Raw genomic sequence first — 25539 nt, 5'->3', positions numbered from 1 at the left:
GAGGGCCACCCCAACGCCGTTTCGCCACATCCGTTGAGTACGACGTCTCAGGTCCGCGCTGTCCCGCGAACCTAGGGTCGGGGCATGCTCGCCACGGATCGACGCCTCCTGCCCCACACCGCCTGCTGGTTCGGCGCGCTCAGCCTGCTCGCCGTCCTGTGCTTCCACTTCCCCGAGCTGCTCACCAGCCAGGAGTTCCGGACCGTGTACACCTCGCACTTCGCCCGCGGCCTGCTGCTCCTCGGTCTCGTCTCCACCTTCGTCGTCGGCACGTTGGCCGTGCTGGCCGGCCAGCACCGCCGCCTCGCGATCATCGGCCTCGTGGCAGCGGGGGTGGCGCTCCTGCTCGGCGGCCCGGACGTGCCGATGGACCCGATCGAGGCGACCCCGTACTCGCTGGGCGTCGACTGGTTCATCCTCTCGCTGGTCTTCTCGGCACTCGTGTTCATCCCCCTCGAGCACTACCTGGCGCACCGCCGGCACCCTGTGCTGCGCACCGGCTGGCGGACGGACGTCTGCTACTTCTTCCTCAGCCACGTGCTCGTGCAGCTCATCCTCATCGTCGTGACGGCGTCCACGACGACCGTGGCCTCGGCCATCGCGATCGACCGGGTCCAGTCACGCGTCGTCGACCTCCCCTTGTGGGTGCAGGTCCTGGTCGCCGTCTTCGTCGCCGATCTGGCCCAGGCCGTCCTGCACCGGACCTACCACCGCACCAGGACGCTGTGGAGGTTCCACGCGGTGCACCACTCCAGCAGGGACCTCGACTGGCTGGCCGGGTCACGTGTCCACCTCGCCGAGACGGTCCTCACCCGCAGCATCGTGCTGCTGCCGCTCATGGTCCTGGGCTTCTCGACGCCCGCGGTCAACGCCTACGTGATCATCGTCGGGCTCCAGGCGGTCGTGGCCCACGCCAACATCGGGGTGCGCCTCGGGTGGCTCGAGTACCTCGTGGTGCTCCCCCGCTATCACCACTGGCACCATGCCCGGCACGTCGACTACTGGGACCGCAACTACGCGATCCACCTGCCAGTCGTCGACATGCTGATGGGCAGCTTCAGGCTCCCGCGCGACGGCAGCTGGCCACAGGAGTACGGGGTGCTCACGCTCGAGACGGTGCCCCGCGGCGTACTCGCCCAGCACCTGATGCCCTTCCGCGGGGACCGGGAGTACGACTCGTTCGTCGCCTGAGCCTGGCAGCGCGGGTTCAGGTCTGCATTCCCCTAGGGCAATGCGGGTTCAGATCTGCATTCCCCTAGGGCAATGCGGGTCCAGGCACGCGAAGGGGAGGTCAGTCCAGCCGGTCGGCCGCGACGACGCTCCACATCACCTTGTCGACGGCAGTGCGGGCCACGCCGCGCCCGCCTCGAGGAGGCGGCCGCCTACCTCGACGTGGCCCCGCTCGTCGTCCGGGTCGCGCACGACGTGCCGGTCGGGGACCTCGACCTGCACCTGCCGCCGGACATCGTCGACCCGGTCGCGATGAGCCGGATGGCCATCGAGCACGACCTCACCGGACCCTTCGACCGGGTGGGCACCGCCCTTCGCTCCGTCGCCCCCTGACCCGAGCCCCTGACTCTGCATTCCCCTAGGGCAATGCGTCGAGCAGCCGACTGGTTGACTGGCCGGGTGCTCATCTCCCGGATCGGCCTGACCCCGCTCAAGGGCGCCCGCCACCGCGACCTGCGGCGGGTGCGCCTCGAGCGCGACGGGCCCGTCGGCGATCGCGCGCTGTGCCTGGTCGACGACGCAGAGGCACGCGTGCTGCGTACCGTCGAGAACCCCCGGATGCTGCTCGTGGACGCGCAGTGGGACGGCACGACGCTCACGACCCGCACCCCCGACGGGTGCGGGGTGAGCGCTCGGCCCGCCGCCACCGGCGAGGAGCTCGTCGCCGACTACTGGGGACGGGAGGTCACCCTGCGTCTGCTGGACTCCCCGCACGCCGCGCAGCTCGGCGCGCACCTGGGTCGCCGGGTCCGGCTGGCGCTCGTCGACCCCGGCGCCGTCGTCTACGGCGCGCCGGTCAGCATCGTCACCACGGGCGCCCTGGCCCGGCTCGGCGAGACCGAGGACGCCAGGTTCCGCGCCACCCTGACCCTGCGCGCGGACGAGGACCCTGCGCCGGGCACGGTGCTGCGGCTCGGGGACGCCACGCTGCGGGTGCGCGCGCGCATCCCCCGCTGCCGGGTCATCGACATCAACCCGGCGACAGGCGTCATGGACACCCGCCATCTCGCCGCGCTCGTGGACCAGCCGCGCCCGACGGGCGAGCTACCCTTCGGCGTCGACGCCGAGGTGCTCGTCGCCGGCGACGTCGCGGTCGGTCAGCCGGTCTCGGTCATGCCCTCGTAGATCCCGATGGGGTTGCCGTCGGGGTCGCCCAGCACGGCGAACCAGCTCGTCTCGCTGATCGGCGACTTCTCCATCAGGACGGTGCCACCAGTGGCCTTGGCCTTGGCCAGGACCTCGTCGATCGAGTCGACCTCGACGTAGGAGCGAGGGTGCTCGAACCCCTCACCGCGTGGCGCGAGGCCGCCACCGCTGATCCTGTTGGGCGCCTGCCACATGGGGTACCCCTCGTAGCCGGGGACCTCGGCGATCTGCCAGCCGAACAGGCCGCTGTAGAAGCTCGTGGCCGCCGACAGGTCCGTGACCGGGATGTCGATGTGCGTGATGTCTCCGTGTGCCATGGCTCGAGCATGGCACCGGGGTGTGACGGCCGCCACGTCCATGACGCGAACGGTCGACCCTTGACTCAGATCAGGGTGAGCACGAGGTGCTCGGTCTCCGGGCCGCGCGAGCTGCGCAGACCAGCCACCACCTGGTCGCCGCCCTTGTCGATCAAGAAGTCCACCTTGCCGGGCAGCAGCACCGGCTTCTTGAACCACACGTGGCTGGTGCTGGTCCCGCTCGTGACGGGACCGATCGCCGCCAGCACGCGGGCGTACGTCCACATGCCGTGGGCGATGGCCCGCGGGAAGCCCATCACCCTGGCCGTGACGGCGCTCATGTGGATCGGGTTGATGTCGCCCGAGGCGAGGCCGTACGTGCGACCGAGGTCGCTCGGCAGGCTCCACCTCGCGACAGCCTGACCCGTGGGGATCGCCGGCGGTTGTTCGCCGCGCTCGGCGTCGGCGTCGCCGCGACCGCGGGCGAGGTAGGTCGAGCGACCCTCCCACACGCGCTCACCGGCGATGTCCACCTCGGTGACGAGGTCGACGGACTTGCCCTTGGGGTGGGCCCGCAGGTGCTCCGCGGAGACCGTGATGTCGAGCGGCTCGTCGAAGCGGATCCCCCGGTGGACCGTGATGACGTTCTCGACGTGCACCAGACCCATGAGCGGGAGCGGGAACCCCTTCGCGGCCATGAGCTGCATCTGCAGCGGGAACCCGACGACGTGCGGGTAGGTGTGCGGCAGCACGTCGCTGTTGTTGAACCCGCAGATGCGCTGGTACTCGAGCAGGTCGCCGCGGTCGACGGCGTGGCCCTCGAGGCGCAGCACACGGTCCGGGAGCTCCGTGCCGGTGCGCCTGCCCGGGAGCGCGGCGCGGGCGTAGATCGGACCGAGCGCCGGGACGCTCGTGACGGTCGTGACGGCCATCAGGCGCCCAGCATCATCTGGCCGCAGACGCGGACCGTGTTGCCCGTGACGGCACGGTTGCTGTCCCAGGCGAACCAGCCGATCGTCTCGGCGACGTCGATCGGCAGACCACCCTGGGAGAGGGAGTTGGTCAGGCGGCCGATCTCGCGGGTGGCGAGCGGGATCTTGGCGGTCATCTCGGTCTCGATGAAGCCGGGGGCGACGGCATTGACCGTGAGCCCCTTGGCGAGGACCTGCCGGTCCTTGGCCAGGCTCGAGGTCATGCCGATGACGCCGGCCTTGCTGGCCCCGTAGTTGGCCTGGCCGCGGTTGCCCGCGATACCGGCGATCGAGGCGACGTTGACGATGTGGCCACCCTCGTTGATGGCGGGCACGAGGACCTCGTTCATCCTGAGGATCGACAGCAGGTTGACGTTGAGCACCGAGCCCCACCGGTCCGCGTCGGTGTTGACGAGCAGCTTGTCGCGGGTGATGCCGGCGTTGTGGACGACGATGTCGAAGCCCCCGTGGAGCGAGGTCGCGTGGTCGACGATCTTGGCGCCGGCGTCCTCCGCGGTGACGTCGACCTGCAGGGCCGACCCGCCGAGCTTGTTGGCGACGTCGGCCAGGGGTCCTCCGGCGGCCGGGATGTCGACGCACACGACGGTGGCGCCGTCACGGGCGAGGACCTCGGCGATGGCCGCACCGATGCCGCGCGCGGCACCCGTGACGACCGCGACCTTGCCCTCGAGCGGGGCGTCCCAGCTCGCGGGCGCGACGACCTCGCCGACGGGCGTGCCGACGGTCACCACCTGCCCCGAGACGTAGGCCGAGCGGCCGGAGAGGAAGAAGCGGATGGTGGCCTCGGCGTCGGCGTCGGCGTCCTCCGCGATGTACACGAGGTTGGCCGTGCCACCCGCGCGCATCTCCTTGCCGACGGAGCGCACGATGCCCTCGAGGGCGCGGCGGGCCGCGGCCTCGGCGACGTCGTCGGTGTCCGCGACCGGACGACCGAGGACGATGACCCGGCCCGTGGGGGCGAGGGTCTTCAGGGCCGGGGCGAGGATCCCGCGGAGGGTCTCCAGGTCGGCCGGGGTCCTCGCCTGCGTCATGTCGACGACGACACCGGCGACCGAGGTCGACGGGGAGGTCGCGATCTGCACGCCGTCGGCCGAGAGGACCTCGGTGAGCAGCCCGGCGACAGGGGCCTCACCGTGCCCGGCGAGGAGCACCGCTCCGTTGATGAGCGGGGCACCGGCCTTGTGGCGGCGCAGGGTCGTCGGCCGCGGCAGGCCGAGGGTGTTGGCCATCTGCTTGCCCAGGCCGGAGCTGACGAACTTGCCGTACTCGAATCCCATGAGGGTCTCCTTGATCAGGTGTGGAGGAGGGCTCAGGCGCCCTCGAGGATGGCCACGACGCCCTGTCCCCCGGCGGCGCAGACGGAAATCAGGCCGCGGCTGCCCGGGCCCTTCGCGTGGAGCGTCTTGGCGAGGGATGCCACGATGCGACCGCCGGTGGCGGCGAAGGGGTGACCGGCAGCCAGCGAGGAGCCGTTGACGTTGAGCTTGTCGCGGTCGATCGAGCCGAGCGCGGAGTCGCGACCGAGCTTCTCGCGGCACCAGTCCTCGTCCTCCCAGGCCTTGAGCGTGGAGAGCACCGTGGCCGCGAAGGCCTCGTGGATCTCGTAGTAGTCGAAGTCCTGCAGGGTCAGGCCGTTGCGCTCGAGCATGCGCGGGATGGCGTAGGCGGGGGCCATGAGCAGGCCCTCGGCGCCGTGCACGTAGTCGACCGCGGCGGCCTGGCCGTCGACGAACCACGCGAGGGGCGTCAGGCCCTGCTCGGCGGCCCACTCCTCGGAGCCCAGGAGCACGACGGAGGCGCCGTCGGTGAGCGGCGTCGAGTTGCCGGCGGTCATCGTCGCGCCGTCGCCCTTGCCGAAGACCGGATTGAGCCTCGCCAACTTCTCCATGGAGGAGTCGGGACGCAGGTTCTGGTCCTTGGACAGGCCCATGAAGCTGGTGACGAGGTCGTCGTGGAAGCCCTCGTCGTAGGAGCGGGCGAGATTCTTGTGGCTGTTGACCGCGAGCTGGTCCTGCGCCTCGCGGGTGATGCCCCACTTCTTGGCGGTGATGGCCATGTGCTCCCCCATGGACAGGCCGGTGCGCGGCTCGACGTTGGCCGGCGTGGAGATGCCCAGATCGGTCGGGCGGACCCTGGCCAGGGCGAGGGCCCGGGCCTTGCCCCCCTTCGCGCGGTTGACCCCCAGCAGCTTCTTGCGCAGCGACTCGGTGACCATGATCGGCGCATCGGAGGCGGTGTCGACGCCGCCGGCGGCACCGGACTCGATCTGGCCGAGCTTGATCTTGTTGGACACGAGGATCGCGGCCTCGAGACCGGTGCCGCAGGCCTGCTGCAGGTCGTAGGCCGAGGTGGTCGGGGCCAGGGCGGAGCCGAGGACCGACTCGCGGGTGAGGTTGAAGTCGCGGGAGTGCTTGATGACCGCCCCACCGACGACCTCGTCCAGGTGCTTGCCGCTGAGGTTGTACCGGGCGACGAGCCCGTCGAGGGCAGCGGTGAACATGTCCTGGTTGGAGGCCTCGGCGTACGGGCCGAACTGGCGGGCGAAGGGGATGCGGTTGCCACCGAGGACGGCGGCGCGACGCGGCAGGTTGTTGGGCACGACAGGTCTCCTGGATCGTTGTCTGCACTTATGCGATACGGACGGTAGCAGGTACCGCGAGTACCTGCTACCGTCCACTGCTGTGAGGACCACCACCGACGGCCGCAGCGCCCGCTGGGAGGTGCATCGCCAGCAGCGACGCAAGGAGCTCGTCGAGTCGGCGATGCGCACCATCCGCAGCCGGGGCGCCGGTGTCGGCATGGACGAGCTCGCCTCCGAGGCAGGGACCTCCAAGACCGTCTTCTACCGCCACTTCACCGACCGCCGCGGTCTCTACCTGGCGGTCGCCGAGCGCGTCGACGAGCTCATCATCCGTGACATCGGCAACGTCCTCGGCGAGAACACCAGGGGCACCGGGCTCGGGGCCCTCGACCTCGACCCGCGCTCGGTGATCCGGGCGGCGATCGATGCCTACCTCGCCCTCGTCGAGCGCGACCCCGAGCTTTACCGCTTCATCGTCTCGGCGCCGATCGTGGGCTCCTCGACGTCCGGCAACGCCGCCGAGGCGGTGGCGAGCGCGACCGGCAAGATGGCCGGCCAGATCAGCGAGCTGATCTCCTCCGCCCTCGTCGACCGCGGCAACGACCCGGCACCGGCGATCCTGTGGGGCCAGTCCCTCGTCGGGCTCGTGCGGGCCGGCGCCGATGCCTGGCTCGCCGGCCTCGCCGCCGACTTCAGCCGGGAGCAGGTGACCGAGCACCTCAGCGACCTCGCGTGGTCCGGCATCGCGATCGCCTGGAAGCGCCCCGCCGACTGACCCCCGTGCGTAGTGTCTGCGCATGTCCCTCCCCATGGCCGCGTCCGAGCCCGCGAGCGTCACCGCCCTTCGCGACCTCCTGAGGCTGCACACCGTCGCGGCGCCCGACGGTGGCGAGACCGACGCAGCCCCCTTCCTCGAGCTGCACCGGCTGCTGCGCGAGCACTTCCCGCTCACCCACTCCGTCGGCGAGGTCCTCGAGGTCCCGCCCCACGGGTTGCTGATCCGGGTGCCGCCCGACCCAGCCTCTCCCGCGGCGTCCGCCGACCCGGTCGTCCTCATGGCGCACATGGACGTCGTGCCCCTGGGCGACGAGTCGCGGTGGACGCACCCACCGCTCGCCGCCGAGGTCGTCGACGGCGTCATCTGGGGTCGCGGGACGCTCGACGACAAGGGGCAGCTCGTCGCGGTCATCGCGGCGGTGGAGTCGCTCCTGGCGGACGGTCTTCGTCCGGCGCGGGAGGTCTGGCTCTCCTTCGGCAGCGACGAGGAGGTCATGGGCTCCTGCGCGCAGCAGGCCGTGGAGATCCTGAGCTCGCGTGGCGTCACGCCGTGGTTCGTGCTGGACGAAGGGGGCGCCGTCGCCTCCAACGCCTTCCCCGGGGTCACCCGGCCGCTCGGGGTCGTGGGCGTCTCCGAGAAGGGGACCCTCTCCCTTCGCCTCACCGCCAGCGGTCGCGGAGGACATGCTTCACGCCCGGCGAAGGGGGGTCCCGCCGCCCGCATCGCAGGCGCCATCACTCGACTCGAGCGGTACCCCTTCCCGGCGCGCCTCTCCCCCGCCGCCCTCGAGATGCTGCGGCGCCTGGCCCCGCACCTGCCCCGGCCGGTGCGGCCGCTCGCCGAGCACGCCGACCGCTTCCCGAGCGCGCTGGCACGCCTCCTCGTGGCCGCCGGACCGGAGGCAGCGGCGCTCGCACGCACCACGGTGGCGGTGACGATGCTGTCCGGCTCGCCGGCAATCAACGTCAGCCCGACCTCCGTGCGCGCCTGGCTCAACCTGCGCATCGCGGTCGGCGAGACGGCGGCGGCCGCGACCGCCCGGGTGCGACGCATCGTCGGGTCCGAGATCGAGGTCGACGTCGAGGGTGCGCACGACCCCAGCCCCGTCTCCCCCGTCGACGACCCGGCCTTCGCCCTCCTCGAGCGCACCGTGACCACCGTCTTCCCGGAGGCCGTGCCCGTGCCGTACGTCATGTACGCGGCGACCGACTCACGACACTTCACGACGATCTGCCCGCGGGTCTACCGCTTCGCCCCCTTCCGGATGGACGCCGAGCAGCGTGAGGCGATCCACGGCTACGACGAGCGGCTGGGCGTGGCGGACTTCCTCGACGGGATCCGTTGGTACCGCACGCTGCTCGAGGGTCTGGGCGACGTGGCGGCGGGCCGGTGAGTCCCACGATCTGGCGCCTCGTCGGCTTCCTTTCGGCCGTCGAGATCGCGTCGGGCATCCTGCAGGGCTACTACACGCCGATCTACAGCGACATCGCCGACCACCTGCGGATCGCCGACGGCGACGTCAACTGGTTCGAGGCGGTGCAGCTCATCGTCTCGGCACTCGCGGTGCCCGTGCTGTCCCGGCTCGGCGACCTCCACGGCCACCGACGGGTGCTCATCATCGCCACGCTCGTCACCGCCGCAGGCGGGTGGCTCGTCGCCCTCGCGCCAGGCTTCTGGACCTTCCTCGTCGGCTGGGGGCTGCAGGGCGCCTACACGGTCTGGCTGCCGATGGAGATCGCGATCCTCCACGAGCGATCGCGCGACTCCCCCGACCGCCCGGCCCTGGTCCGCCGGGGCGCCGCCCTGCTCGTCCTGGCGCTCGAGGTCGGCGTCATCGTCGGCGCGCTGAGCGCCGGTGCGCTGCAACCGGTCTGGGGCATGACGGCGATCCTGTCCATCCCCGCGGCGGCGACGACCATCGCCCTCGTCGCCATCGTCCTCGGGGTGCGCGACGAGTCCGCCCCGGCCACGGGCCGGCTCGACCTCGCCGGGACCGGGCTGCTCAGCGTGGGCCTGCTGCTCGTCCTGGGCGGCCTGGTCGTCGTGCGGCTGCAGGGGCTGGCCAGCCTCCTCGCCTGGGCACTCGTCGTCGCAGGACTCGCGGTCATGGCGCTCTTCGTCCGGGTCGAGCGCGCCAGCGACTCGCCGCTGGTCGACGTCCGCTCGCTCGCCGCGCCCGGCATGTGGCCGGTCCAGCTGGCCGCGGTCCTCTTCGGCATGAGCGTGCTCGGCGCCCAGATCCCACGGTCGACCTTCGCCCGCACCGACCCGGCCGAGGTCGGCTACGGCCTCGGGGTCGACGCCGGCGCGATCGCCAACCTCATCGGCCTCTACGTCGTCGCCATGGCGATCGGCGCGCTGCTCTCGCCGCTGGCGGCCCGCCGGCTGGGTGTGCGGTGGATGCTCGTCACCGCCGCGGTGCTCGTCGCGATCGGCTACGGGACCTTCATCCCACTCCACGACGCGCTCGTCCACGCGATGCTGGCGATGGGCCTCGCCGGCGTGGGGTCCGGGGCGCTCGTCGCCTCGCTGCCCGCTGCGGCGGCCCAGGCCGCACAGCACGGGGGTACCGCCGAGGCCGCGGGACTGACCAACGCGACCAAGACGGTCGGCGGTTGCCTGGCCTCGGCCCTCTTCGCGGTCGCCCTCGCGTCGACCGGCAGCATCTCCGACCCGACCACCGGCCACGCGCCCATGGCCGGCTACCTCGTCGTCTGGGGGATCTGCTCGGTGTCCGCGCTGCTGGCCGCGGTCGCTCTCTCCCGCCTGCCGGCGACGTCCCCTTCGCCCCTCCCCACCCCGCAGAGGGTCACGTGATGCAGCAAGACCGTGGTTGTGGTGCATGACGTGACCCGCCGCGAGGGTGCGCCACGCCACTGCCCGGGCCCGGTGGGTCTGGAAGAGTGCCGAGCATGAGCGCCGAGCAGACCCTGGACCCCGTCGCCGAGCAGATCCGCACCGTCCTCGACGGTCGGTGGGCGGGGGTCCGGCAGCAGCTCCGGGCGGACCCCGACTTCCCCGTCGCCGTGCCGGCCCTCGAGCTCGGGCTGGAGGAGCACCGTCGGCGCACGCTCGAGATGTGCACCCGGTTGGGCGGCAGCGATCTCGTCCGTGCGGGACTGCCCGAGTCCGTGGGCGGGGCGGGCGACGTCGGCGCCTCCGTCACGGGGCTGGAGATGATCGGCCACGGCGACCTGTCGGTCTTCGTCAAGGCCGGCGTGCAGTTCGGCCTCTTCGGGGGCGCGATCGCCGCGCTCGGCACCGAGCGGCACCACCAGCGGTACCTGCCCGGCGCCGCCGACCTGTCCCTGCCCGGCTGCTTCGCGATGACCGAGACCGGGCACGGGTCGGACGTCCAGTCGATCCTCACCACGGCGACGTACGACCCGGCCACCGACGAGCTGGTGGTCCACTCCCCTTCGCCCGCGGCCCGCAAGGACTACATCGGCGGGGCCGCCCGCGACGCCCGGCTCGCCGCGGTCTTCGCCCAGCTCGTCGTCGGCGGGGAGGGGCAGGGGGTGCACTGCGTCCTCGTCCCGATCCGGGACGAGGACGGGCAGCCGATGCCGGGTGTCACCATCAGCGACTGCGGCGCCAAGATGGGCCTGCGCGGCGTCGACAACGGCCGGCTGATGTTCGACCGGGTCCGCGTCCCCCGCGACAACCTGCTCGACACATACGGCGCGATCGACGACGAGGGGACGTACAGCTCGCCGATCGAGAGCGTCAACCGCCGCTTCTTCACGATGCTGGGCACCCTCGTGCGCGGCCGGGTCACGGTCGGTGGCGGTGCCGGCGCTGCGACGCGCAGCGCCCTCACCCTCGCCGTCCGGTACGGCCTCGAGCGCACGCAGTTCCACCACCCCGACAGCGAGCGCGAGGTCGCGATCCTCGACTACCGCGGTCACCAGCGCAAGCTCCTCCCCCGCCTGGCGCGCTCCTACGCCCTGGCCCTCGCGCAGAACGCGCTCGTGGAGAAGCTGGCGGCCATCGCCTCCGGCGAGATCGACTCCGAGCAGGAGCAGCGGGAGCTGGAGTCGCGGGCGGCGGGCCTGAAGGCGATGACCACCGAGCACGCCACCGACACGATCCAGGCCTGCCGCGAGGCGTGCGGCGGCGCGGGGTACATGAGCCTCAACCGGTTCGCCGACCTCAAGGCCGACACGGATGTCTTCACGACCTTCGAGGGCGACAACACCGTCCTGCTGCAGCTGCTCGCCAAGGGCATGCTCACGAGCTACAGGACGGAGTTCACCGATCTCGACACCCGTGGGGCGATCCTCTTCGGTGCGCGGCAGGCGACGACCTCCGTCATCGAGCACACCATCGGCGGCTCGCTCATCCAGCGCCTGCTCTCGGGCGCGCCGGGCAGGGACGGGGACGACGCGCTCGACGACCGCGGCGGTCAGCTCGCGCTCTTCGAGGACCGGGAGCGGCACCTGACCGAGACGCTCGCGATGCGTCTGCGCCGGGCCGGTGACGAGGGGGCCGACCAGTTCGCGGTCTTCAACGACGCACAGGACCACCTGCTCGAGACCGCCCGGGCCCACGTCGACCGGATCGCGCTGGAGGCCTTCGTCGCCGCGATCGACACCGCCCCGGAGGGTCCGGCCCGTGAGCTGCTCGCGACCGTCTGCGACCTCTACGTCTTCAGCACCGTGGAGGCACACCGCGCCTGGTACATCGAGCACGGTCGCCTCAGCTCGAGCCAGGCGAAGGGGGTCGTCGCCCGGACCAACCAGCTGCTCGGCGAGGTCCGCCCCCACGCCGGCACGCTCGTCGACGCCTTCGCGATCCCGCGGGCGTGGCTGACCACCGAGATGATGGACGACCTGGCCGGGCTCTGAGGCCGGCGCGAAGGCCGTCAGCGCTGGCGCGCGACCCGCCCTTCGTCCCAGACGGGGCCATCCGTCTCGCGCACGCGGCCGTCGGCCCCGTAGACGAGGAAGCGGTCGAAGCCCCGGGCGAACCAGCGGTCGTGCGTGACGGCGAGGACGGTCCCCTCGAAGGCATCGAGCCCCTCCTCCAGCGCCTCGGCGGACTCGACGTCGAGGTTGTCCGTCGGCTCGTCGAGGAGCAGGAGGGTGGCGCCCGACAGCTCCAGCAGCAGGATCTGGAACCGCGCCTGCTGCCCTCCCGACAGCGACTCGAAGGCCTGCTCACCTGCGTGCGCGAGCTCGTACCGGTCGAGGACGCGACTGGCCGCCTCACGCCCCAGGCCGGAGCGGTGGTCGTCGCCGCGGTGGAGGATCTCGAGGAGCGTGCGGCCGACGAGCTCGGGGTGCTCGTGCGTCTGGACGAACCAGCCCGGCCGCACGCGGGCACCGAGACGCGCCCGCCCGCTGTGCTCGACCGGCGCGATGACGGCCTCGCCGACGGGGAGGTTCTCCGGCTCGGGGTCGCTCCCACCGGCGGCGAGCAGCCGCAGGAAGTGCGACTTGCCGGAGCCGTTGGACCCGAGGACCGCGACCCGCTCGCCGTACCAGACCTCGAGGTCGAAGGGCTGCATGAGGCCGGTCAGCTCGAGCCGCTCGCAGACGACCGCGCGCTTGCCGGTGCGTCCGCCGTGCAGGCGCATGGTGACCTTCTGCTCGCGCGGCTGCTCGCTCGGTGGCCCCTCGGCGACGAAGCGCGCCAGACGGGTCTGGGCGGACTGGTACCGCGTGGCCATGTCGGAGTTGTACTTCGACTTCTGCTTGTACATGAGCACGAGCGCCTTGAGCTTGGCGTGCTCCTCGTCCCAGCGCTTGCGCAGCTCCTCGAAGCGCGCGAACCGCTCCTGCCGCGCCGCGTGGTAGCTGCCGAAGCCGCCGGGGTGCGTCCACGCCCGGTTGCCGGCACTGCCGAGCTCGACGGTGACGACGCGCGTGGCGGTGTTGGCGAGCAGCTCGCGGTCGTGGCTGATGTAGAGGATCGTCTTGGCGCTCTCGCGGATCTGCTCCTCCATCCAGATCTTGCCGGGCACGTCGAGGTAGTTGTCCGGCTCGTCGAGGAGCAGGACCTCGTCGGGACCGCGCAGCAGGTACTCGAGGACGAGCCGCTTCTGCTCGCCGCCGGAGAGCGTGCTGAGCTCCCGGTACCGGCACCGCTCGAAGGGGACGCCCAGCGCCGCGGTCGCGCACACGTCCCAGACGACCTCTTGGTCGTAGCCTCCGGCGTCCGCGTAGTCGGACAGCGCCGTGGCGTAGCGCATCTGGGTGCGCTCGTCCTCCGTCTCCATGAGGGCCAGCTCGAGCCGGTCGACCTCGGCCGCAGCGTCGCGCACGGCGGGTGGCGACACCGACAGGAGCAGGTCGGCGACCGTGGGTCGGTCCCCGAGGGCGGCGCCCACGTGCTGGCGCATGACGCCCAGCCCACCCGTGCGCGACACCGAGCCGGAGTGCGGCGTCAGCTCACCGGTGACGATCCGCATGAGCGTCGTCTTGCCGGCGCCGTTGGCACCGACCAGCGCGACCTTGGCACCTTCCCCCACGCGGAAGGAGACCTCGTCGAGCAGCACGCGCCCGTCCGAGAGCTCGTACCGGACCCCGGCCACGTCGACATGTCCCACGAGGGGAGATCCTCTCCGATCGCGCAGCAGGGCACCAGCGAGTTCTCCACGGGCCCAGCCTCGGACGCGGCTCAGCGCACCCCGAGGACGCGGTGCTCCTTGATCGACATGACGAGCGCGACGATCCAGCCGACGACGGTCCAGCCGAGCAGCAGGTTGATCCAGAACACCGACCAGGCGTTGCGGTTGCCCCGCACGGCGGCGATCGCCCAGGGCAGCATGTAGCCGGCGGACAGGATCGCGACGAGGATCGCGAGGGGCGCGCTGACCACTCGCGTCTTCTGGTCTGTGATGATCGTGGGCATGTGACCAGCCTACGGGCGCCAGCGTCCCGCTCAGATGGAGATGTCCCCCCGGACGAGGGTGGTGGTGGCCCCGCCGACCCACACCCGGCCGTCGTCGTCGGCCTCGATCGAGATGACCCCGTCGCGCTGCACGCAGGAGCCCTGGGTCGCGGTGTACCGGCGCGGTGCGACGCCGGCGCCGATCAGCCACTGGGCGATCCCGGCGTTGAGGCTGCCGGTCACCGGGTCCTCGACGACGCCCAGCCCGGGGACGAAGGCCCGGACCTCGTAGAGGTGGGGGCCGCCCTTCGGGTGCATGCCGACTACACCGATCTCGAGGTCGCCCGCGTGCGTGAGGTCCGGCTCGACCGCGCGCACCTGCTCCGCGGAGCCGAGGCGGACCGCGCACCACCTCGGCCCGTTGTCGACCCACTGGTGGTCGAGGATCTGCTCGGTGGCGATGCCGAGTGCCTCCGCGACGCGCTCGACGTCGGCGTCGTCCAGGGGCCCGGTCCGGCGCAGCGGTGGTGCGGCGAAGGCGAGCCCGGCGGCCCCCCTTCGCACCATGACGATCCCGAGGCCGCACTCCTGCCGCACGACGTCCGCGTCCCGGGGGCTCCCCCCGTGCTCGAGCCACGCGTGCGCCGTCCCGAGGGTCGGGTGCCCGGCGAAGGGGAGCTCGCCCTGCGGGGTCCAGATGCGCACCAGGTAGTCGGCCGCGTCGGACGTCGGCGGCAGGACGAAGGAGGTCTCGGAGAGGTTGGTCCAGCGCGCCACGGCCTGCATCTGCTCGTCCGTGAGCCCCGACGCGTCGAGGACGACGGCCAGCGGGTTGCCGCGGTAGGGAGTAACCGCGAAGACGTCGACCTGGGCGAAGGGGAGGTGGGTCGGCACAGGACCATCATCGCGCGGCAGGATGGGTGCATGGCCGGTCAGGACCCGATCCACCTCGACCACAACGCGACGACCCCCGTGGCGCCCGAGGTCGCCGATGCGATGTGGCCGTACCTCACGGAGCACTTCGGCAACCCGTCGAGCGCCTCGCCGTCAGGTCGGCGTGCGGCGGCCGCTGTCGCCGCGGCCCGGGAGCAGGTCGCGGCAATGATCGGTGCCCACGCCGACGAGATCGTCTTCACCTCGGGAGGCACCGAGTCCAACAACCTCGCGATCCGCGGGGTCGCCGCGGTGGCGTCGACGCACCGGGCGCTCACGTCCGGCGTGGAGCACCCTGCGACCGTCGCGCCGTTGGCGCACCTGCAGGAGCAGGGGTGGCGCGTCCAGGAGCTGCCCGTGGACGACGCGTGCCGCGTGCGGCTCGACGAGTTCCCTGTCACGCCGCTCGGCCTCGGGACGCTGATCCTCGCGCACAACGAGACGGGGGCGATCCAGCCCGTGGCGGACTTCGCGGAGCGGGTCCACGACGCCGGGGGTCGGGTCCACGCGGACGCGGCGCAGGCGGTCGGCAAGGTCCCCGTCCGCGTCGACGAGCTCGGCGTGGACCTGCTCTCCGTCGCCGGCCACAAGCTCTACGGGCCGAAGGGGGTCGGTGCCCTCTACGTGCGCCGTGGCACGACGATCGCCCCGGTCCTGCGCGGCGCCGGCCAGGAGGGTGGTCTGCGGCCGGGGACGGAGAACGTCGCGGGCATCGTCGGGCTCGGTGTCGCCGCCGAGCTCGCCGCCCGCCTGCTCGAGGACGAAGGGGGTCGACAGTCCCGGTTGCGAGATGGCCTCTGGGACAGGCTCGTTCGCGACGTCCCCGGCATCGTGCGGGTGTCCCCTGCCACCGGCTGCCTGCCCAACACGCTCATGGTCGTGGTGCCCGGTCGCGTCGGCGCCGAGGTGCTGGAGTCGGCCACAGCCGTCGCAGCGTCCACGGGCAGCGCCTGCCACTCGGGGGTGCACACCCCACCGGCGGCGCTGCTCGCGATGGGGATCGACCACGACACCGCACTCGGGTCGCTGCGCCTGACGCTCGGCCGGTCGACGACCGAGGCGGACGTCGCCACCGCGGCCGACGCGATCGTCACGGCCCTCAGCTGATGGGCGCCAGCCGCCAGAGCGAGGTGACCTCGGCCCGCCGGGCGGCGTGCAGCGCGTCGCGGGCGTCGGAGGCCCGGCCGTGGCGCGGCGCGGTGTCGAGTCGGCCGACGACCGCCAACCCGGCCTCGGCGAACCACCCGAGCAGCTCCTCGCGCGTGCGCAGGCCGAGGTGCTCGGCGAGGTCGGAGATGACCAGCCAGCCCTCGCCGCCGGGCTCCAGGTGCTCCACGAGGCCGCTGATGAAGCCGCGGAGCATCGCCGAGTCCCGGTCGTAGACACCGGCCTCGAGGTCGGAGGTGGGCGCGCCGGGCAGCCACGGCGGGTTGCACACGACGAGCTCCGCGCGACCCTGCGGGTAGAGGTCGGCCTCGACCACCTCGACGCGGTCGGCGAGGTCGAACTGCTCCATCGTCGAGCGGGCGGAGGCCACCGCCCGCGGGTTGAGGTCGGTCGCGAGGACTCGGCCGACGCCGCGGCGCGCGAGGAGGACTGCGAGCACACCGGTCCCGGTCCCGAGGTCGAAGGCCGTCGCCGGCACCGGGTCGAGCGGCGCCTCGGCCACGAGGTCGACGTACTCGCCGCGCACGGGTGAGAAGACCCCGTAGCCCGGGTGGACGCTCTCGCCGAGCGCCGGGACGGGCACCCCCTTCGTCTGCCACTGGTGGGCGCCGATCACGCCGAGCAGCTCCTGCAGGGCGATGACCTTGCGGTGCGGCGCGCCGTACGCCGCGGTCGCGGCCTCACGGACGTCCGGGGCACGACGCAGCCGCAGGGAGTGGTCGTCCTCGAGCTCGACGACGAGCCGGCCGAGGACCTCCGCGCGTCGGGCCCGGGCGGCGCGGTGCGTCGCGAAGTCGCTGCCGTCGTCGCCACGTCGGGCGGCGTCCTTGTCGAGTCGGCGGTCCAGCGCCTTGAGCAGCTGGCGGGCGTTGTGGTGGTCACCGCGCCACAGCAGCGCGGTGCCTGCCCTGGCCATCCGGTACGCCCGGTCGGCGGTGAGCGTGTCGTCGACGACCACGACGCGCGAAGGGGGCGCCGCCGAGCTCTCGGAGTGCCACCGGGCCGAGCGCTGCTCGCCGTCCTCGGTCCAGTGGATGTTGCTCATGCCGGTGACTGTATGGCACCTGCTCGCGCTCCCCGCAGGGCATGGCGCAGGCGCCATCGGGTACGGGGCGACCATGAGCGACTTCGAGAAGTGTCCCGTGTGCGGTAGCGGCCTCGAGACCGAGCCGGTGAGGAGCGGGTCCGAGCCGGGTGAGGCCAACGACCGCAGCACCCGTCAGGTCTGCCCCAACGGTTGTCACGAGAGCCTGGCCTGGATCGACGCCCGTGAGGCCCGTGACGCCGGGATCGAGTGAGTCCCAGCCACAGCAACACGAAGAAGCCCCGGCCCCGTGGTCTCGCCGGGTCCGGGGCTTTCGCTGGTGGACGTAAAGGGACTCGAACCCCTGACCTTTCGCGTGTGAAGCGAACGCTCTAACCAACTGAGCTATACGTCCATGGTGCTCCCCGAACCAGCGTCCCGGCCGGGCAACCTGAGCAGAGTACCCGGACCGCTCCCGAAGGTGCCAATCGGCTCCCTTCGCGGGGCGGTCGGCGTCAGCCCAGGCCGGGGACCTGCACGAGGTACTGCTCGACGGCGTCGGGCGTCCAGCCGGGGACGCCGGTCACGAGCAGCGCGAGGTAGAAGCAGAACCAGCCGAAGGCCGCCGAGAGCAGCAGCATCGGGATCTTGGCCTTCCACGGCAGCGCCCGCACGTACTGGTCGAAGGCCTTGACCTCGGCCTTGACGAACTGCGTGACCCGGCGGGCCCACAGGAACTCGGTGCTCCAGAGGTAGAGGCCGACGAAGATCACCGCCCAGCCCGGCCCGACGAGCGGGACCATCGGGATGCCGGCGATGATCAGCGCGAGGCCGACCACGGCGACGACGACGCGGTAGAGCGGGCCGGAGACGGGGTGCGTGCGGATCGCCCGACGCCAGCGGACCGGGTCCTCGTGCGGGTCGATCCGCCCGTCCTCGCCGAAGCGGTCGAGCAGCTCCTGGCGCACGATCGCGTGGTGCTCCCGGCGGATGTCCCTGTACGGCCGCCGGTGGCCGCCTTCGTCCTTGCCCTCGCCGACGTGCTCGTCGGTGGTGTCCACGTCCCCCATGGTGGCCTCCGTCGTGCTCACGGGTTGAGGTCTGCCGCAGCGGCCTCGGCGAAGGCCTTGCGGACGAGCGCCGTGACCGGACCGGGCGCCTCGAGCGAGCGGCCGTCGACGTCGTGGACCGGGTGGACGTCACGCGTGGTGCCGGTGAGGAAGACCTCGTCGGCGGTCTCGAGCACGGTGAGCGGCATGGCCTCCTCGACGACCTCGATGCCCGCCGCCCGCGCCCACTCGATCGTCAGCTCACGGGTGATCCCGGCGAGCGGTCCGCTGCTCAGCGGCGGAGTGCGCACGACACCGTCGACGACGACGAAGATGTTGCTGCCGGTCGCCTCGCAGAGCTCGTCACGGGTGTTGCCGAAGATCGCCTCGGACGCCCCCTTCGCCTTGGCGTGGGCCAGCGCGATGACGTTGTCCGCGTACGAGGTCGTCTTGAGACCGGCGGTGGCGGCGCGCTCGTTGCGCGTCCACGGCACCGTCGCGATCGCGACGCTCGGGGCGAAGGGGGGGACCTCCGCCGCGGTGACGATGTAGGTCAGCCCGCTGTCGCCTCGGTCGGAGCCGAGCGGGCCGAGCCCGGCGGTCACGGTGTAGCGCAGCCGGCCGAAGCCGATCGTCTCGCCGGCCCCGAGGACGGCGCGCACGCCCTCCTCGATGACGTCGCGGTCGGCGGCAGGGAGGCCGAGGCCACCGAGCGTGCGGTCCAGGCGCGCGTAGTGCCGGTCGGCGGCGAAGACCTCCCCGTCGACGATCTTGCAGGTCTCGAAGGCACCGTCCCCCACGGTGATGCCGTGGTCGAGGGCGGCGAGCGCCGGCTCCTGCGTCCCCACGAGTGATCCGTTGACCCAGACCCTGACCTCGCTGCTCATGTCCCCACTCTTCCAGATGCCAGTCCCACGAGGTTGCGGGCCTTGAGCTCGCACTCGGACCACTCCCCCTGCGGGCTCGACGACCACGTGATGCCCGCCCCGGTCCCGAAGCGCAGCCGGCGCACCCCGTCCGGGTCCACCACAGCGCTGAACGTGCGGATCCCCACCGCGAGTTCCCCGCGCGGACCGTCCGGGTGGTCGGCGTCGACCCAGCCGATCGCGCCGCAGTACGGACCCCTCGGCACCGGTTCGAGGTCGCGGATCGTGGTCAGCGCGCTCGACTTGGGTGCACCGCTCACCGAGCCGGGCGGGAAGCTTGCCCGGAGCACCTCCGCCCACGTCGTCCCCGGCCGCAGGGTCCCGGCGACATCGCTCACGAGGTGGACGAGCCCCGGGTGCTCCTCCGGCGCGCAGATCCGCTCGACGACGACGCTGCCCGGCGCGCAGACGTGCTGCAGGTCGTTGCGCACGAGGTCGACGATCATGACGTTCTCCGCGACGTCCTTGGGCAGCATCTGCCCGAGCGTGGGCGCGGTCCCCTTGATGGGGGTCGAGAGCAACCGGTCGCCGGTGCGGGTCAGGTAGCGCTCGGGCGAGGCGGTCACCACGTCGACCCCCGCGGAGGGGACGTGCAGCACCCCGGCGAAGGGGGCGGGGTTGCCCCGCGCGAGCACGGCCGCCAGGTCGGGCAGGTGCGCCTCGTCCGGCAGGGCCGCCTCGAGGACCGTCGTGAGGTTGACCTGGTAGACGGTGCCCGCCGCGATGCGGGCGCGGACCTCCTCGACCCCGGCGACGTACCCGTCGCGGTCGAGGGAGGACGTCCAGCCGGTCACCGCGGGCCAGCGCGCTGCGACACCGGGCGGTCCTCCCCCTTCGTCCCTGCGGGCGAAGCGGACCGCGGTGAGCTCGCCCTCGAAGGTGAGCACGACCGCCCAGCACCCGGACTCCAGGTCGGCCGGGTCGTGGCTGACCTGCACCGGGTCGGACCACGTCGTCGACCCGAAGCGCGCGAACTCCACCCGCCGAGGATAGGCGTCACCGGGCGTCCAGCCGGGCGATGTCCAGCGTGCGCGCGGTGCGCCGGTACGAGGACTCGACGAGCTCGGCGACCTCCAGCCAGTCGGTACCCTCGTCGAGGTCGACGCCGACCCAGCCACTCGGACCGAGGTAGGCCGGTCGGTAGCAGCGCGGCTCCTCGAGCAGCGCCCGGGCCTCCTCCTCGTCCGGCAGGACGACGAGGGACTGCTCGTGCTGCGACCACGCCCCGTCCACCTTCACGGAGCCTGCGAAGTACGCGAAGACCTTCTTCGTGAAGAACGCGGGATGGCCGTGGCTGATCTTCTCGTCCGCCCCCGGCAGGTCGAGAGCGATCTCCCGGACCTGCAGGAGCAGCGGGTCCCTCGGGTCGAACATCAGGGGGTGCGCCACGCTCCCAGCGTACGCGCGGTCGAGTCGACGACGGCAGGAACGGCAAGCCAGCGGCAACTTCGACGCAGATGCTGGTGTGTGGCGAGCTGCCCGTCTAACTTCGTTGATGTTGCAACGCTCCGGGGGGATCTGGGGCCGTCCCTCGCACCCGGGGGCGGCCCCTTCTCCGCGCCCGGGACCACCCGGGTCGGTTGACACCGAGCGGGAACCCGGTGTCTTTGGCAAGGTGGGACCCATGACGCGTGCACCGGCCGGCGGCCCGATGCTGCGCGCGCTGCGACGTCAGCGGGGCCGCACCCAGGACGACCTGGGACACGACTCCGGCGTGAGCACACGCACGATCCGCGGCCTCGAGCGCGGCGAGATCCACCGGCCCCAGATCGCGACCCTGCAGCAGCTCGCAGTCGCGCTGCACCTCGGACCGCAGGAGCAGGCGGAGTTCCTGCACGCCTGGGCCACGCCACAGCCGACCGGCTTCGACCAGCTGCTCGTCGACCCCTCCGAGCCCGAGCTCGAGCAGATCGATGCGCTCACGAGGCCGGCCCTGGGGTCGTACCGGGTCATCAGCCAGATGTGGCGGACCCGGGTCTCCGCTGGTCGCCGCCTCGTCCACACCGCCTGCCACTGCGGCATCGCCGCCGTCGCGGACGGTCTGGACCGCGTCTTCAACGTGCAGAACGGTGACGCGACCACCGACGCCGCAGACCTGCGGTTCACGCCGCTGCTGGGCTGCGACCTCATCAGCCGCCGGATCTTCCCCGAGAGCAATGTCGCGGTCTTCGAGGTCGGGCTCACCACGCGGCTGGCGAAGGGGGCGACCCACGCCTACGCGTACGACATCAGCGACGAGGGCCCCGCGGGTGAGGGCGACGCCGACGGCTTCGTCTGGGGACCGCTGCACACCGCGCGGTCCCTCGTCGTGTCGGTCGAGTTCGAGGTGCCGCCCGCGCAGGTGATCCGCGTGGAGCGCGCCCCGGGCCAGGACTTCCGGTTCCTCGGCGGGGTCGCCCTGGACGAGCACCACCGGGCGTCGCTCGTGCTCGAGGACGCCGGCCCGGGGGCCTTCGGGTTCACCTGGCGGTGGTGACGGCCGCGCAGGTGCAGCACGGGGCCGGGGAGACCATGGCTCCCCGGCCCCGTGCTGCGGTGGACGACTACTTCAGGAAGCTGTGACGCTGCACGAAGGGGAGGCGCTCCCACATCCTGCCCAGCCCCCACGTCCTGCCTGCCCCCATGAGGGCCAGCGCGACGAGCGCCAGCGCGTAGACCAGGTGGTCGTCCATGAAGGGGTTGTTCGCCGGAGGCAGTGCCGCGCTCCACATCAGCACGAGCATGAGCGCGCCCGCTGCGGCGGCGATACGCATCCCGACACCCAGCATCAGCGACAGACCGATCGCTGCCAGACCGATCATGAAGAGCCAGTCGGCCCATGCGGCCCCGGCGAAGCTCTGGTAGAAGTCGGCCAGCGGGCCGTCGGTACCGAACTTCAGGAAGCCGAGGGTGGGCGAGCCGCCGTTGACCCACGCGTCGGGACCGAACCGGTCGACCACGCCTGTCTCGGGGTTGCGGCCGGTGGCGAAGCCCAGCGCGAACAACTTGTCGAGGAAGGCCCACAGGAACACCCAGCCGAGGCTGAGGCGCAGCGTGGCCATCACGTAGGGCACGGCGCGCTCCGCGGTGAGCGTCGCGGACGTCGTCCCGACCCGGGGCTGCGCGGGCGCAGCGCTCCAGAAGTGCTTGGCATGGGTGCTCATGACCTGTTCTCCCTCTCGCTGGCAGTACGCCCGTCTGTCGGACACTTCTGATCCTGCTCGCCGAGCGCCCTCCGGGGCAGGGACCAATGTCCCCCTTCGACATCTCGGGACCAAGGTCCCGGGGGTCACTCACCGCCCCGTCGGAGCGGGTCCACGCCCTAGGATCGGCCAATGAGCGGCTCCGGGGACGACGAGCACGCGACCGGGACGAGCGGCGCGGGCAACACCTCCAAGGGCGCGGTCGACCTGCTGGAGACCGTCGCCGTCATCAGTTCCGACCTCGAGCTGTCCGAGGTGCTCGCCCACATCGTCCGCTCGGCGTGCGCGCTGGTGGGTGCTCGTTACGGAGCCCTCGGCGTGCTCGGGCAGGACGGCGACTCCCTCGCCGAGTTCGTCACCCATGGCATCACCACCGAGCAACGGTCCGACATCGGTGCTCTGCCGCACGGGCACGGCATCCTCGGTCTGCTCATCCGGGAACCGCGACCGCAGCGCCTGAGGGACCTGTCGGAGCACCCCAGGTCCCACGGCTTCCCACCACATCATCCGCCGATGCACAGCTTCCTCGGTGCGCCGGTGCGCATCCGCGACGAGGTCTTTGGCAACCTGTACCTGACGGAGAAGGAGGGGGCCGCGGAGTTCTCGCAGGACGACGAGGCCCTGCTCACGGCGCTCGCGGCAGCCGCGGGCGTGGCCATCGACAATGCTCGGTTGTACGCCTCGAGCAAGAACCTGCGGGCGTGGTCCGAGGCCCAGGCCGCGTTGACCCAGGCCTTCCTCGCCGGCCCCGGGGAGCAGACCGCACTGGAGCAGATGGCCGTCCTCGCCCGCGAACGCACCGACGCTGACGTGTCGTTCGTGCTGCTGTACGAGGAGGAGCAGTTCCTGGTGGTGCGGGCGACGAACCGCCGTGCGCTCGCCCCCTCTGACGAGACGCCCCTCGCGGTGGGCAGCAGCGTGGACGCCGACGGGTGGGACGGGGTCAGAGGCCCGGTGCACCGGAGCAGACGTGCAGGGCCGGGGGCGGACGCTGCGGCCCGGCGCGTGGCCGAGCTGATGGGTGCCGAGGCGGGCAGCTTCGCCGCCCTGCCGTTGGGCCCGCAGCATGACCGGCTCGGCTTCCTGGTCGTCGTGTGGACGCGGGACGACGATCCCTCCGAGGTCGACGTCATCCAGCCCTTCGCCGATTTCGGGCAGCACGCCGGCGTGGCCCTGCTCGCCGCCCGCTCGCGGCGCGACCAGGCCCTGGTCGCGCTCCTCGAGGACCGCGACCGGATCGCCCGGGACATGCACGACCACGTGATCCAGCGACTCTTCGCCACCGGGCTCTCGCTCCAGTCCGCGGCGCGCCTGGCGGTGCACCCCACCGTGCGGGAGCGGCTCGACGACGCGGTCGACGACCTCGACGGCGCCATCAAGGACATCCGGCACACGATCTACGCGCTCCACCGCCTGCCGGTCGGGACGATCCGTGACGCGATCGGCGAGGTGATCGACGATGCGGCGCAGAGCCTCGGCTTCGAGCCCGCCCTGGTCATCGAGGGGAGGCTGACCGGCCTGACCGACGGGCTGTCGGCCGATCTGGTCGCCGTGGTCCGTGAGGCGCTCGCCAATGTCGCCAAGCACGCCCGCGCCCAGGAGGTCCGGGTGCACGTGCAGTGCGAGGACGAACTCAGGGTCGTGGTGACGGACGACGGCATCGGCATGGACCCAGCCAGCGCGCGCAGCGGTCTGGTCAACCTCGGGACGCGGGCCGCTGCCCGGGGCGGCAGCTTCGAGCTGGGCCAGCGGGTCCCGACCGGCACCGCCTTGTCGTGGACGGTCCCGGCGGACCGCGACGACTGAGGACCTTGGGCCCGGGCGATCGGGGGTCCGACGGGGCGATACTTCTCGAGAGAGCGAAGGAGTCGATGGTGGCCACGACGGTGTTTCTCCTGGACGACCACGAGGTCGTGCGACGCGGGCTGCGCGAGCTGCTCGAGACGACGTCCGACATCAGCGTCATCGGCGAGTCCGCGTCCGCGGCGGAGGCCACCCGTCGCATCCCCGCCCTGCGGCCCGACGTCGCGATCTTCGACGCCCGCCTGCCGGACGGCTCGGGCATCGACGCCTGCCGGGACGTGCGGTCGGTGGACCCGGGCATCAAGGGCCTCATCCTCACGTCGTACGACGACGGCCAGGCGCTGGCGGCCGCCGTGCTCGCCGGGGCCTCGGGGTACCTGCTGAAGGACATCAAGGGCAACGGGTTGATCGATGCGATCCGTCGGGTCGCCGCGGGCGAGAACCTGCTGGACGACGAGCGCGCCGACGAGCTGCGCAGGAAGTGGTCGCCACCGACCCCTCCTGACGCGCTGCTCAGCCGCTTGACCCCCCAGGAGCAGCTGATCCTCGAGCACGTCGCCGAGGGCCTCACCAACCGCCAGATCGGCGAGGTCATGTTCCTGGCGGAGAAGACCGTCAAGAACTACGTCACCTCGATCCTGTCCAAGCTCGGGTTCCAGCGTCGCACCCAGGCGGCCATCTACGCGGTGGAGAACCGTGCCTCGGGCGGTCCTCGCTGATCGGGACCTTCGGCCCTGTCGACGGTCGCCAGGGAGGGCCATGGTGGCAGCAGGCCGGCACCGGTGTCGCCCAGTCAGGGGACGAGGCAGCACCGGTACCGGCGCTTCTCCCGCGGGGAGACGGGAGATCGAGGGGCTGTCTGACGCCAGACAGCCCCTCACACCTGTGCGGAGCTCTCCGCACCGCCCTCACGGGACCATCGACCCATCCCGTGGGGACCGCGGCGCGGAAGACTGCACGGATGGGCACGCGACAGGCTCCAGCCGCAGGCACGGACCGACCGAACCCGTGGTTCCGAGCGAGGCCCGCGACCGTGGCCGCTACCAGTGCGGCGATGTACACCGCGGTGTTCGCGACCAGCCTGTGGTTGGGCGACGCCAGTGACGCGGTGCTGATGCTCCTGATCTTCCCGATCAGCCTGCTCGCCCTCACCTTCGGGGCGCGCGTCGGCTCGCTCGCCGGCCTCGTCGCAGCAGGACTCGTCGTCGCGTGGACGTGGATCGTCGGCGTGGACCCGTCGCTGGTCGGCTGGGTGTCCCGGGTGGGGACGATGCTCTTCCTCGGGGTGCTCATCGGGGACGCCGCCGACCGGCTCGTCCACGCCGAGGAGGAGCGACAGGCGCTGGAGATCTCGCAGCTGCGCCACCGGCAGGCGGCGGAGGTCACCGACTCCCTGATCCAGGGCATGGCCGCCGCCAAGTGGTCCCTGGAGTCCGGTCACCTCGACGCGGCTGCGAGGACGCTCGAGGAGACCATCGCCAGCGGTCAGCACATGGTCTCGGCCGCGCTGCGAGCACCGGCACCGACCACGCCCTCTCCTGTTGACCGTGCCGCGAGCTGAGGATCAAGGGCAAGGATCCCGCAGGCCGTCGAGAGGT

General features: G+C 72.1%; 26 protein-coding genes and 1 tRNA gene. 13 read left to right on the top strand and 14 right to left on the bottom strand.

Translation table 11 applies throughout. From position 1 onward, the window contains the following. Positions 1 to 84 precede the first annotated feature (84 nt). The 3 genes from ABC138_RS04685 to ABC138_RS04675 all read left to right on the top strand — a co-directional run bounded on the left by ABC138_RS04685 (position 85) and on the right by ABC138_RS04675 (position 2355). On the top strand, positions 85 to 1191 hold the full coding sequence (locus ABC138_RS04685) for a sterol desaturase family protein (RefSeq protein ID WP_068421691.1): 1107 nt from the start codon (positions 85 to 87) through the stop codon (positions 1189 to 1191). 201 nt (positions 1192 to 1392) lie between these two features. After that, entirely contained in the window at positions 1393 to 1563 is a 171-nt protein-coding gene (locus ABC138_RS04680) for a hypothetical protein (protein WP_211596765.1), read from the top strand. Positions 1564 to 1596: 33 nt separating this feature from the next. Continuing rightward, positions 1597 to 2355, top strand: coding sequence for an MOSC N-terminal beta barrel domain-containing protein (locus ABC138_RS04675; RefSeq protein WP_345912870.1), 759 nt, complete (start codon positions 1597 to 1599; stop codon positions 2353 to 2355). Here ABC138_RS04675 and ABC138_RS04670 read toward each other — a convergent pair. The 4 genes from ABC138_RS04670 to ABC138_RS04655 form a co-directional block, all read right to left on the bottom strand. Beyond that, entirely contained in the window at positions 2328 to 2693 is a 366-nt protein-coding gene (locus ABC138_RS04670; RefSeq protein WP_345912868.1) for a VOC family protein, read from the bottom strand. The genes ABC138_RS04675 and ABC138_RS04670 overlap by 28 nt on opposite strands. A gap of 65 nt (positions 2694 to 2758) precedes the next feature. Next, positions 2759 to 3604, bottom strand: a complete 846-nt coding sequence (locus tag ABC138_RS04665) for a MaoC/PaaZ C-terminal domain-containing protein (RefSeq protein ID WP_345912867.1) — start codon at positions 3602 to 3604, stop codon at positions 2759 to 2761. Next, positions 3604 to 4941, bottom strand: coding sequence for a 3-oxoacyl-ACP reductase (locus tag ABC138_RS04660; RefSeq protein WP_345912866.1), 1338 nt, complete (start codon positions 4939 to 4941; stop codon positions 3604 to 3606). Before ABC138_RS04660 ends, ABC138_RS04665 begins: the two co-directional genes overlap by 1 nt. 32 nt (positions 4942 to 4973) lie before the next feature. Beyond that, entirely contained in the window at positions 4974 to 6464 is a 1491-nt protein-coding gene (locus tag ABC138_RS04655; RefSeq protein WP_345912864.1) for an acetyl-CoA C-acetyltransferase, read from the bottom strand. Between ABC138_RS04655 and ABC138_RS04650 the strand changes: the two genes are divergently transcribed. The 4 genes from ABC138_RS04650 (at position 6346) to ABC138_RS04635 (ending at position 11870) form a co-directional block, all read left to right on the top strand. Further along, positions 6346 to 7020 carry a TetR family transcriptional regulator gene (locus ABC138_RS04650; RefSeq protein WP_068324486.1) on the top strand — a complete coding sequence of 225 codons (675 nt, stop codon included), beginning with the start codon at positions 6346 to 6348 and terminating at the stop codon, positions 7018 to 7020. The genes ABC138_RS04655 and ABC138_RS04650 overlap by 119 nt on opposite strands. Before the next feature lie 22 nt (positions 7021 to 7042). Then, positions 7043 to 8416, top strand: a complete 1374-nt coding sequence (locus tag ABC138_RS04645; RefSeq protein ID WP_345912863.1) for a M20/M25/M40 family metallo-hydrolase — start codon at positions 7043 to 7045, stop codon at positions 8414 to 8416. Next, the gene (locus tag ABC138_RS04640; RefSeq protein ID WP_345912862.1) at positions 8413 to 9840 is read left to right on the top strand and encodes an MFS transporter; all 1428 of its coding nucleotides are present in this window, start codon (positions 8413 to 8415) and stop codon (positions 9838 to 9840) included. Before ABC138_RS04645 ends, ABC138_RS04640 begins: the two co-directional genes overlap by 4 nt. Positions 9841 to 9935: 95 nt before the next feature. Next, positions 9936 to 11870, top strand: a complete 1935-nt coding sequence (locus ABC138_RS04635) for an acyl-CoA dehydrogenase (protein ID WP_345912861.1) — start codon at positions 9936 to 9938, stop codon at positions 11868 to 11870. A gap of 17 nt (positions 11871 to 11887) precedes the next feature. Here the strand turns inward: ABC138_RS04635 and ABC138_RS04630 are convergent, their stop codons facing one another. The 3 genes from ABC138_RS04630 to ABC138_RS04620 all read right to left on the bottom strand — a co-directional run bounded on the left by ABC138_RS04630 (position 11888) and on the right by ABC138_RS04620 (position 14751). Further along, positions 11888 to 13573: an ATP-binding cassette domain-containing protein gene (locus ABC138_RS04630; protein WP_345912860.1), complete on the bottom strand. Its 1686-nt coding sequence runs from the start codon at positions 13571 to 13573 to the stop codon at positions 11888 to 11890. Between the two features lie 71 nt (positions 13574 to 13644). After that, positions 13645 to 13878: a superinfection immunity protein gene (locus ABC138_RS04625; protein ID WP_345912859.1), complete on the bottom strand. Its 234-nt coding sequence runs from the start codon at positions 13876 to 13878 to the stop codon at positions 13645 to 13647. Positions 13879 to 13908: 30 nt separating this feature from the next. After that, positions 13909 to 14751, bottom strand: a complete 843-nt coding sequence (locus tag ABC138_RS04620) for a PhzF family phenazine biosynthesis protein (RefSeq protein WP_345912858.1) — start codon at positions 14749 to 14751, stop codon at positions 13909 to 13911. Between the two features lie 30 nt (positions 14752 to 14781). On the opposite strand from ABC138_RS04620, the gene ABC138_RS04615 reads away from it, so the two are divergent. Then, complete coding sequence (locus tag ABC138_RS04615; protein ID WP_345912857.1) at positions 14782 to 15897, top strand: cysteine desulfurase family protein; 1116 nt, start codon at positions 14782 to 14784, stop codon at positions 15895 to 15897. On the opposite strand, the gene ABC138_RS04610 is transcribed toward ABC138_RS04615, so the two are convergent. Further along, positions 15890 to 17002, bottom strand: coding sequence for a class I SAM-dependent methyltransferase (locus ABC138_RS04610; protein WP_068324506.1), 1113 nt, complete (start codon positions 17000 to 17002; stop codon positions 15890 to 15892). The two genes, ABC138_RS04615 and ABC138_RS04610, sit on opposite strands and share 8 nt — an antisense overlap. 73 nt (positions 17003 to 17075) lie before the next feature. Here ABC138_RS04610 and ABC138_RS04605 point away from each other — a divergent pair, with 73 nt between their 5' ends. After that, positions 17076 to 17255 carry a hypothetical protein gene (locus ABC138_RS04605; RefSeq protein ID WP_345912856.1) on the top strand — a complete coding sequence of 60 codons (180 nt, stop codon included), beginning with the start codon at positions 17076 to 17078 and terminating at the stop codon, positions 17253 to 17255. A gap of 64 nt (positions 17256 to 17319) precedes the next feature. Here the strand turns inward: ABC138_RS04605 and ABC138_RS04600 are convergent. From ABC138_RS04600 to ABC138_RS04580, 5 genes are all read right to left on the bottom strand, one after another. After that, a tRNA-Val gene (locus tag ABC138_RS04600) sits at positions 17320 to 17396 on the bottom strand. Positions 17397 to 17496: 100 nt separating this feature from the next. After that, positions 17497 to 18042 carry a PGPGW domain-containing protein gene (locus ABC138_RS04595; protein ID WP_338538183.1) on the bottom strand — a complete coding sequence of 182 codons (546 nt, stop codon included), beginning with the start codon at positions 18040 to 18042 and terminating at the stop codon, positions 17497 to 17499. Between the two features lie 26 nt (positions 18043 to 18068). Further along, positions 18069 to 18917 carry an aminotransferase class IV gene (locus ABC138_RS04590; RefSeq protein WP_068421740.1) on the bottom strand — a complete coding sequence of 283 codons (849 nt, stop codon included), beginning with the start codon at positions 18915 to 18917 and terminating at the stop codon, positions 18069 to 18071. Beyond that, positions 18914 to 19936 carry a chorismate-binding protein gene (locus ABC138_RS04585; RefSeq protein WP_345912855.1) on the bottom strand — a complete coding sequence of 341 codons (1023 nt, stop codon included), beginning with the start codon at positions 19934 to 19936 and terminating at the stop codon, positions 18914 to 18916. Before ABC138_RS04585 ends, ABC138_RS04590 begins: the two co-directional genes overlap by 4 nt. 16 nt (positions 19937 to 19952) lie before the next feature. After that, the gene (locus tag ABC138_RS04580) at positions 19953 to 20345 is read right to left on the bottom strand and encodes an MmcQ/YjbR family DNA-binding protein (protein WP_338538185.1); all 393 of its coding nucleotides are present in this window, start codon (positions 20343 to 20345) and stop codon (positions 19953 to 19955) included. Positions 20346 to 20580: 235 nt separating this feature from the next. On the opposite strand from ABC138_RS04580, the gene ABC138_RS04575 reads away from it, so the two are divergent. Then, the gene (locus tag ABC138_RS04575) at positions 20581 to 21432 is read left to right on the top strand and encodes a helix-turn-helix transcriptional regulator (protein ID WP_068324523.1); all 852 of its coding nucleotides are present in this window, start codon (positions 20581 to 20583) and stop codon (positions 21430 to 21432) included. Positions 21433 to 21499: 67 nt separating this feature from the next. On the opposite strand, the gene ABC138_RS04570 is transcribed toward ABC138_RS04575, so the two are convergent. Beyond that, entirely contained in the window at positions 21500 to 22099 is a 600-nt protein-coding gene (locus ABC138_RS04570) for a hypothetical protein (RefSeq protein ID WP_345912854.1), read from the bottom strand. Between the two features lie 171 nt (positions 22100 to 22270). On the opposite strand from ABC138_RS04570, the gene ABC138_RS04565 reads away from it, so the two are divergent. From ABC138_RS04565 to ABC138_RS04555, 3 genes are all read left to right on the top strand, one after another. Then, complete coding sequence (locus ABC138_RS04565; protein WP_345912853.1) at positions 22271 to 23944, top strand: GAF domain-containing protein; 1674 nt, start codon at positions 22271 to 22273, stop codon at positions 23942 to 23944. 65 nt (positions 23945 to 24009) lie between these two features. Further along, complete coding sequence (locus ABC138_RS04560) at positions 24010 to 24660, top strand: response regulator transcription factor (protein WP_345912852.1); 651 nt, start codon at positions 24010 to 24012, stop codon at positions 24658 to 24660. Between the two features lie 335 nt (positions 24661 to 24995). Next, on the top strand, positions 24996 to 25502 hold the full coding sequence (locus ABC138_RS04555) for a hypothetical protein (protein ID WP_345912851.1): 507 nt from the start codon (positions 24996 to 24998) through the stop codon (positions 25500 to 25502). Positions 25503 to 25539: the final 37 nt, after the last annotated feature.

The organism is Janibacter sp. LM (assembly GCF_039631275.1).
Lineage (GTDB): Bacteria > Actinomycetota > Actinomycetes > Actinomycetales > Dermatophilaceae > Janibacter > Janibacter terrae.
The sequence above is the reverse complement of the archived record's forward strand: the minus strand, read 5'-3'. Positions and strand labels throughout refer to the sequence as shown.

What these genes read in the sequence shown, in the direction of transcription:
- ABC138_RS04685 (WP_068421691.1), top strand. Translation starts at nt 85, where the DNA reads ATGCTCGCCACGGATCGACGCCTCCTGCCCCACACCGCCTGCTGGTTC.
- ABC138_RS04675 (WP_345912870.1), top strand. Translation starts at nt 1,597, where the DNA reads ATGCGTCGAGCAGCCGACTGGTTGACTGGCCGGGTGCTCATCTCCCGG.
- ABC138_RS04670 (WP_345912868.1), bottom strand. Translation starts at nt 2,693, where the DNA reads ATGGCACACGGAGACATCACGCACATCGACATCCCGGTCACGGACCTG.
- ABC138_RS04665 (WP_345912867.1), bottom strand. Translation starts at nt 3,604, where the DNA reads ATGGCCGTCACGACCGTCACGAGCGTCCCGGCGCTCGGTCCGATCTAC.
- ABC138_RS04660 (WP_345912866.1), bottom strand. Translation starts at nt 4,941, where the DNA reads ATGGGATTCGAGTACGGCAAGTTCGTCAGCTCCGGCCTGGGCAAGCAG.
- ABC138_RS04655 (WP_345912864.1), bottom strand. Translation starts at nt 6,464, where the DNA reads ATGCCGACACCGGCGCCCCGGCTGCGGATGGTGCGCATCGCCGACTCG.
- ABC138_RS04645 (WP_345912863.1), top strand. Translation starts at nt 7,043, where the DNA reads ATGTCCCTCCCCATGGCCGCGTCCGAGCCCGCGAGCGTCACCGCCCTT.
- ABC138_RS04635 (WP_345912861.1), top strand. Translation starts at nt 9,936, where the DNA reads ATGAGCGCCGAGCAGACCCTGGACCCCGTCGCCGAGCAGATCCGCACC.
- ABC138_RS04625 (WP_345912859.1), bottom strand. Translation starts at nt 13,878, where the DNA reads ATGCCCACGATCATCACAGACCAGAAGACGCGAGTGGTCAGCGCGCCC.
- ABC138_RS04615 (WP_345912857.1), top strand. Translation starts at nt 14,782, where the DNA reads ATGGCCGGTCAGGACCCGATCCACCTCGACCACAACGCGACGACCCCC.
- ABC138_RS04610 (WP_068324506.1), bottom strand. Translation starts at nt 17,002, where the DNA reads ATGAGCAACATCCACTGGACCGAGGACGGCGAGCAGCGCTCGGCCCGG.
- ABC138_RS04605 (WP_345912856.1), top strand. Translation starts at nt 17,076, where the DNA reads ATGAGCGACTTCGAGAAGTGTCCCGTGTGCGGTAGCGGCCTCGAGACC.
- ABC138_RS04590 (WP_068421740.1), bottom strand. Translation starts at nt 18,917, where the DNA reads ATGAGCAGCGAGGTCAGGGTCTGGGTCAACGGATCACTCGTGGGGACG.
- ABC138_RS04575 (WP_068324523.1), top strand. Translation starts at nt 20,581, where the DNA reads ATGACGCGTGCACCGGCCGGCGGCCCGATGCTGCGCGCGCTGCGACGT.
- ABC138_RS04570 (WP_345912854.1), bottom strand. Translation starts at nt 22,099, where the DNA reads ATGAGCACCCATGCCAAGCACTTCTGGAGCGCTGCGCCCGCGCAGCCC.
- ABC138_RS04565 (WP_345912853.1), top strand. Translation starts at nt 22,271, where the DNA reads ATGAGCGGCTCCGGGGACGACGAGCACGCGACCGGGACGAGCGGCGCG.
- ABC138_RS04560 (WP_345912852.1), top strand. Translation starts at nt 24,010, where the DNA reads ATGGTGGCCACGACGGTGTTTCTCCTGGACGACCACGAGGTCGTGCGA.
- ABC138_RS04555 (WP_345912851.1), top strand. Translation starts at nt 24,996, where the DNA reads ATGTACACCGCGGTGTTCGCGACCAGCCTGTGGTTGGGCGACGCCAGT.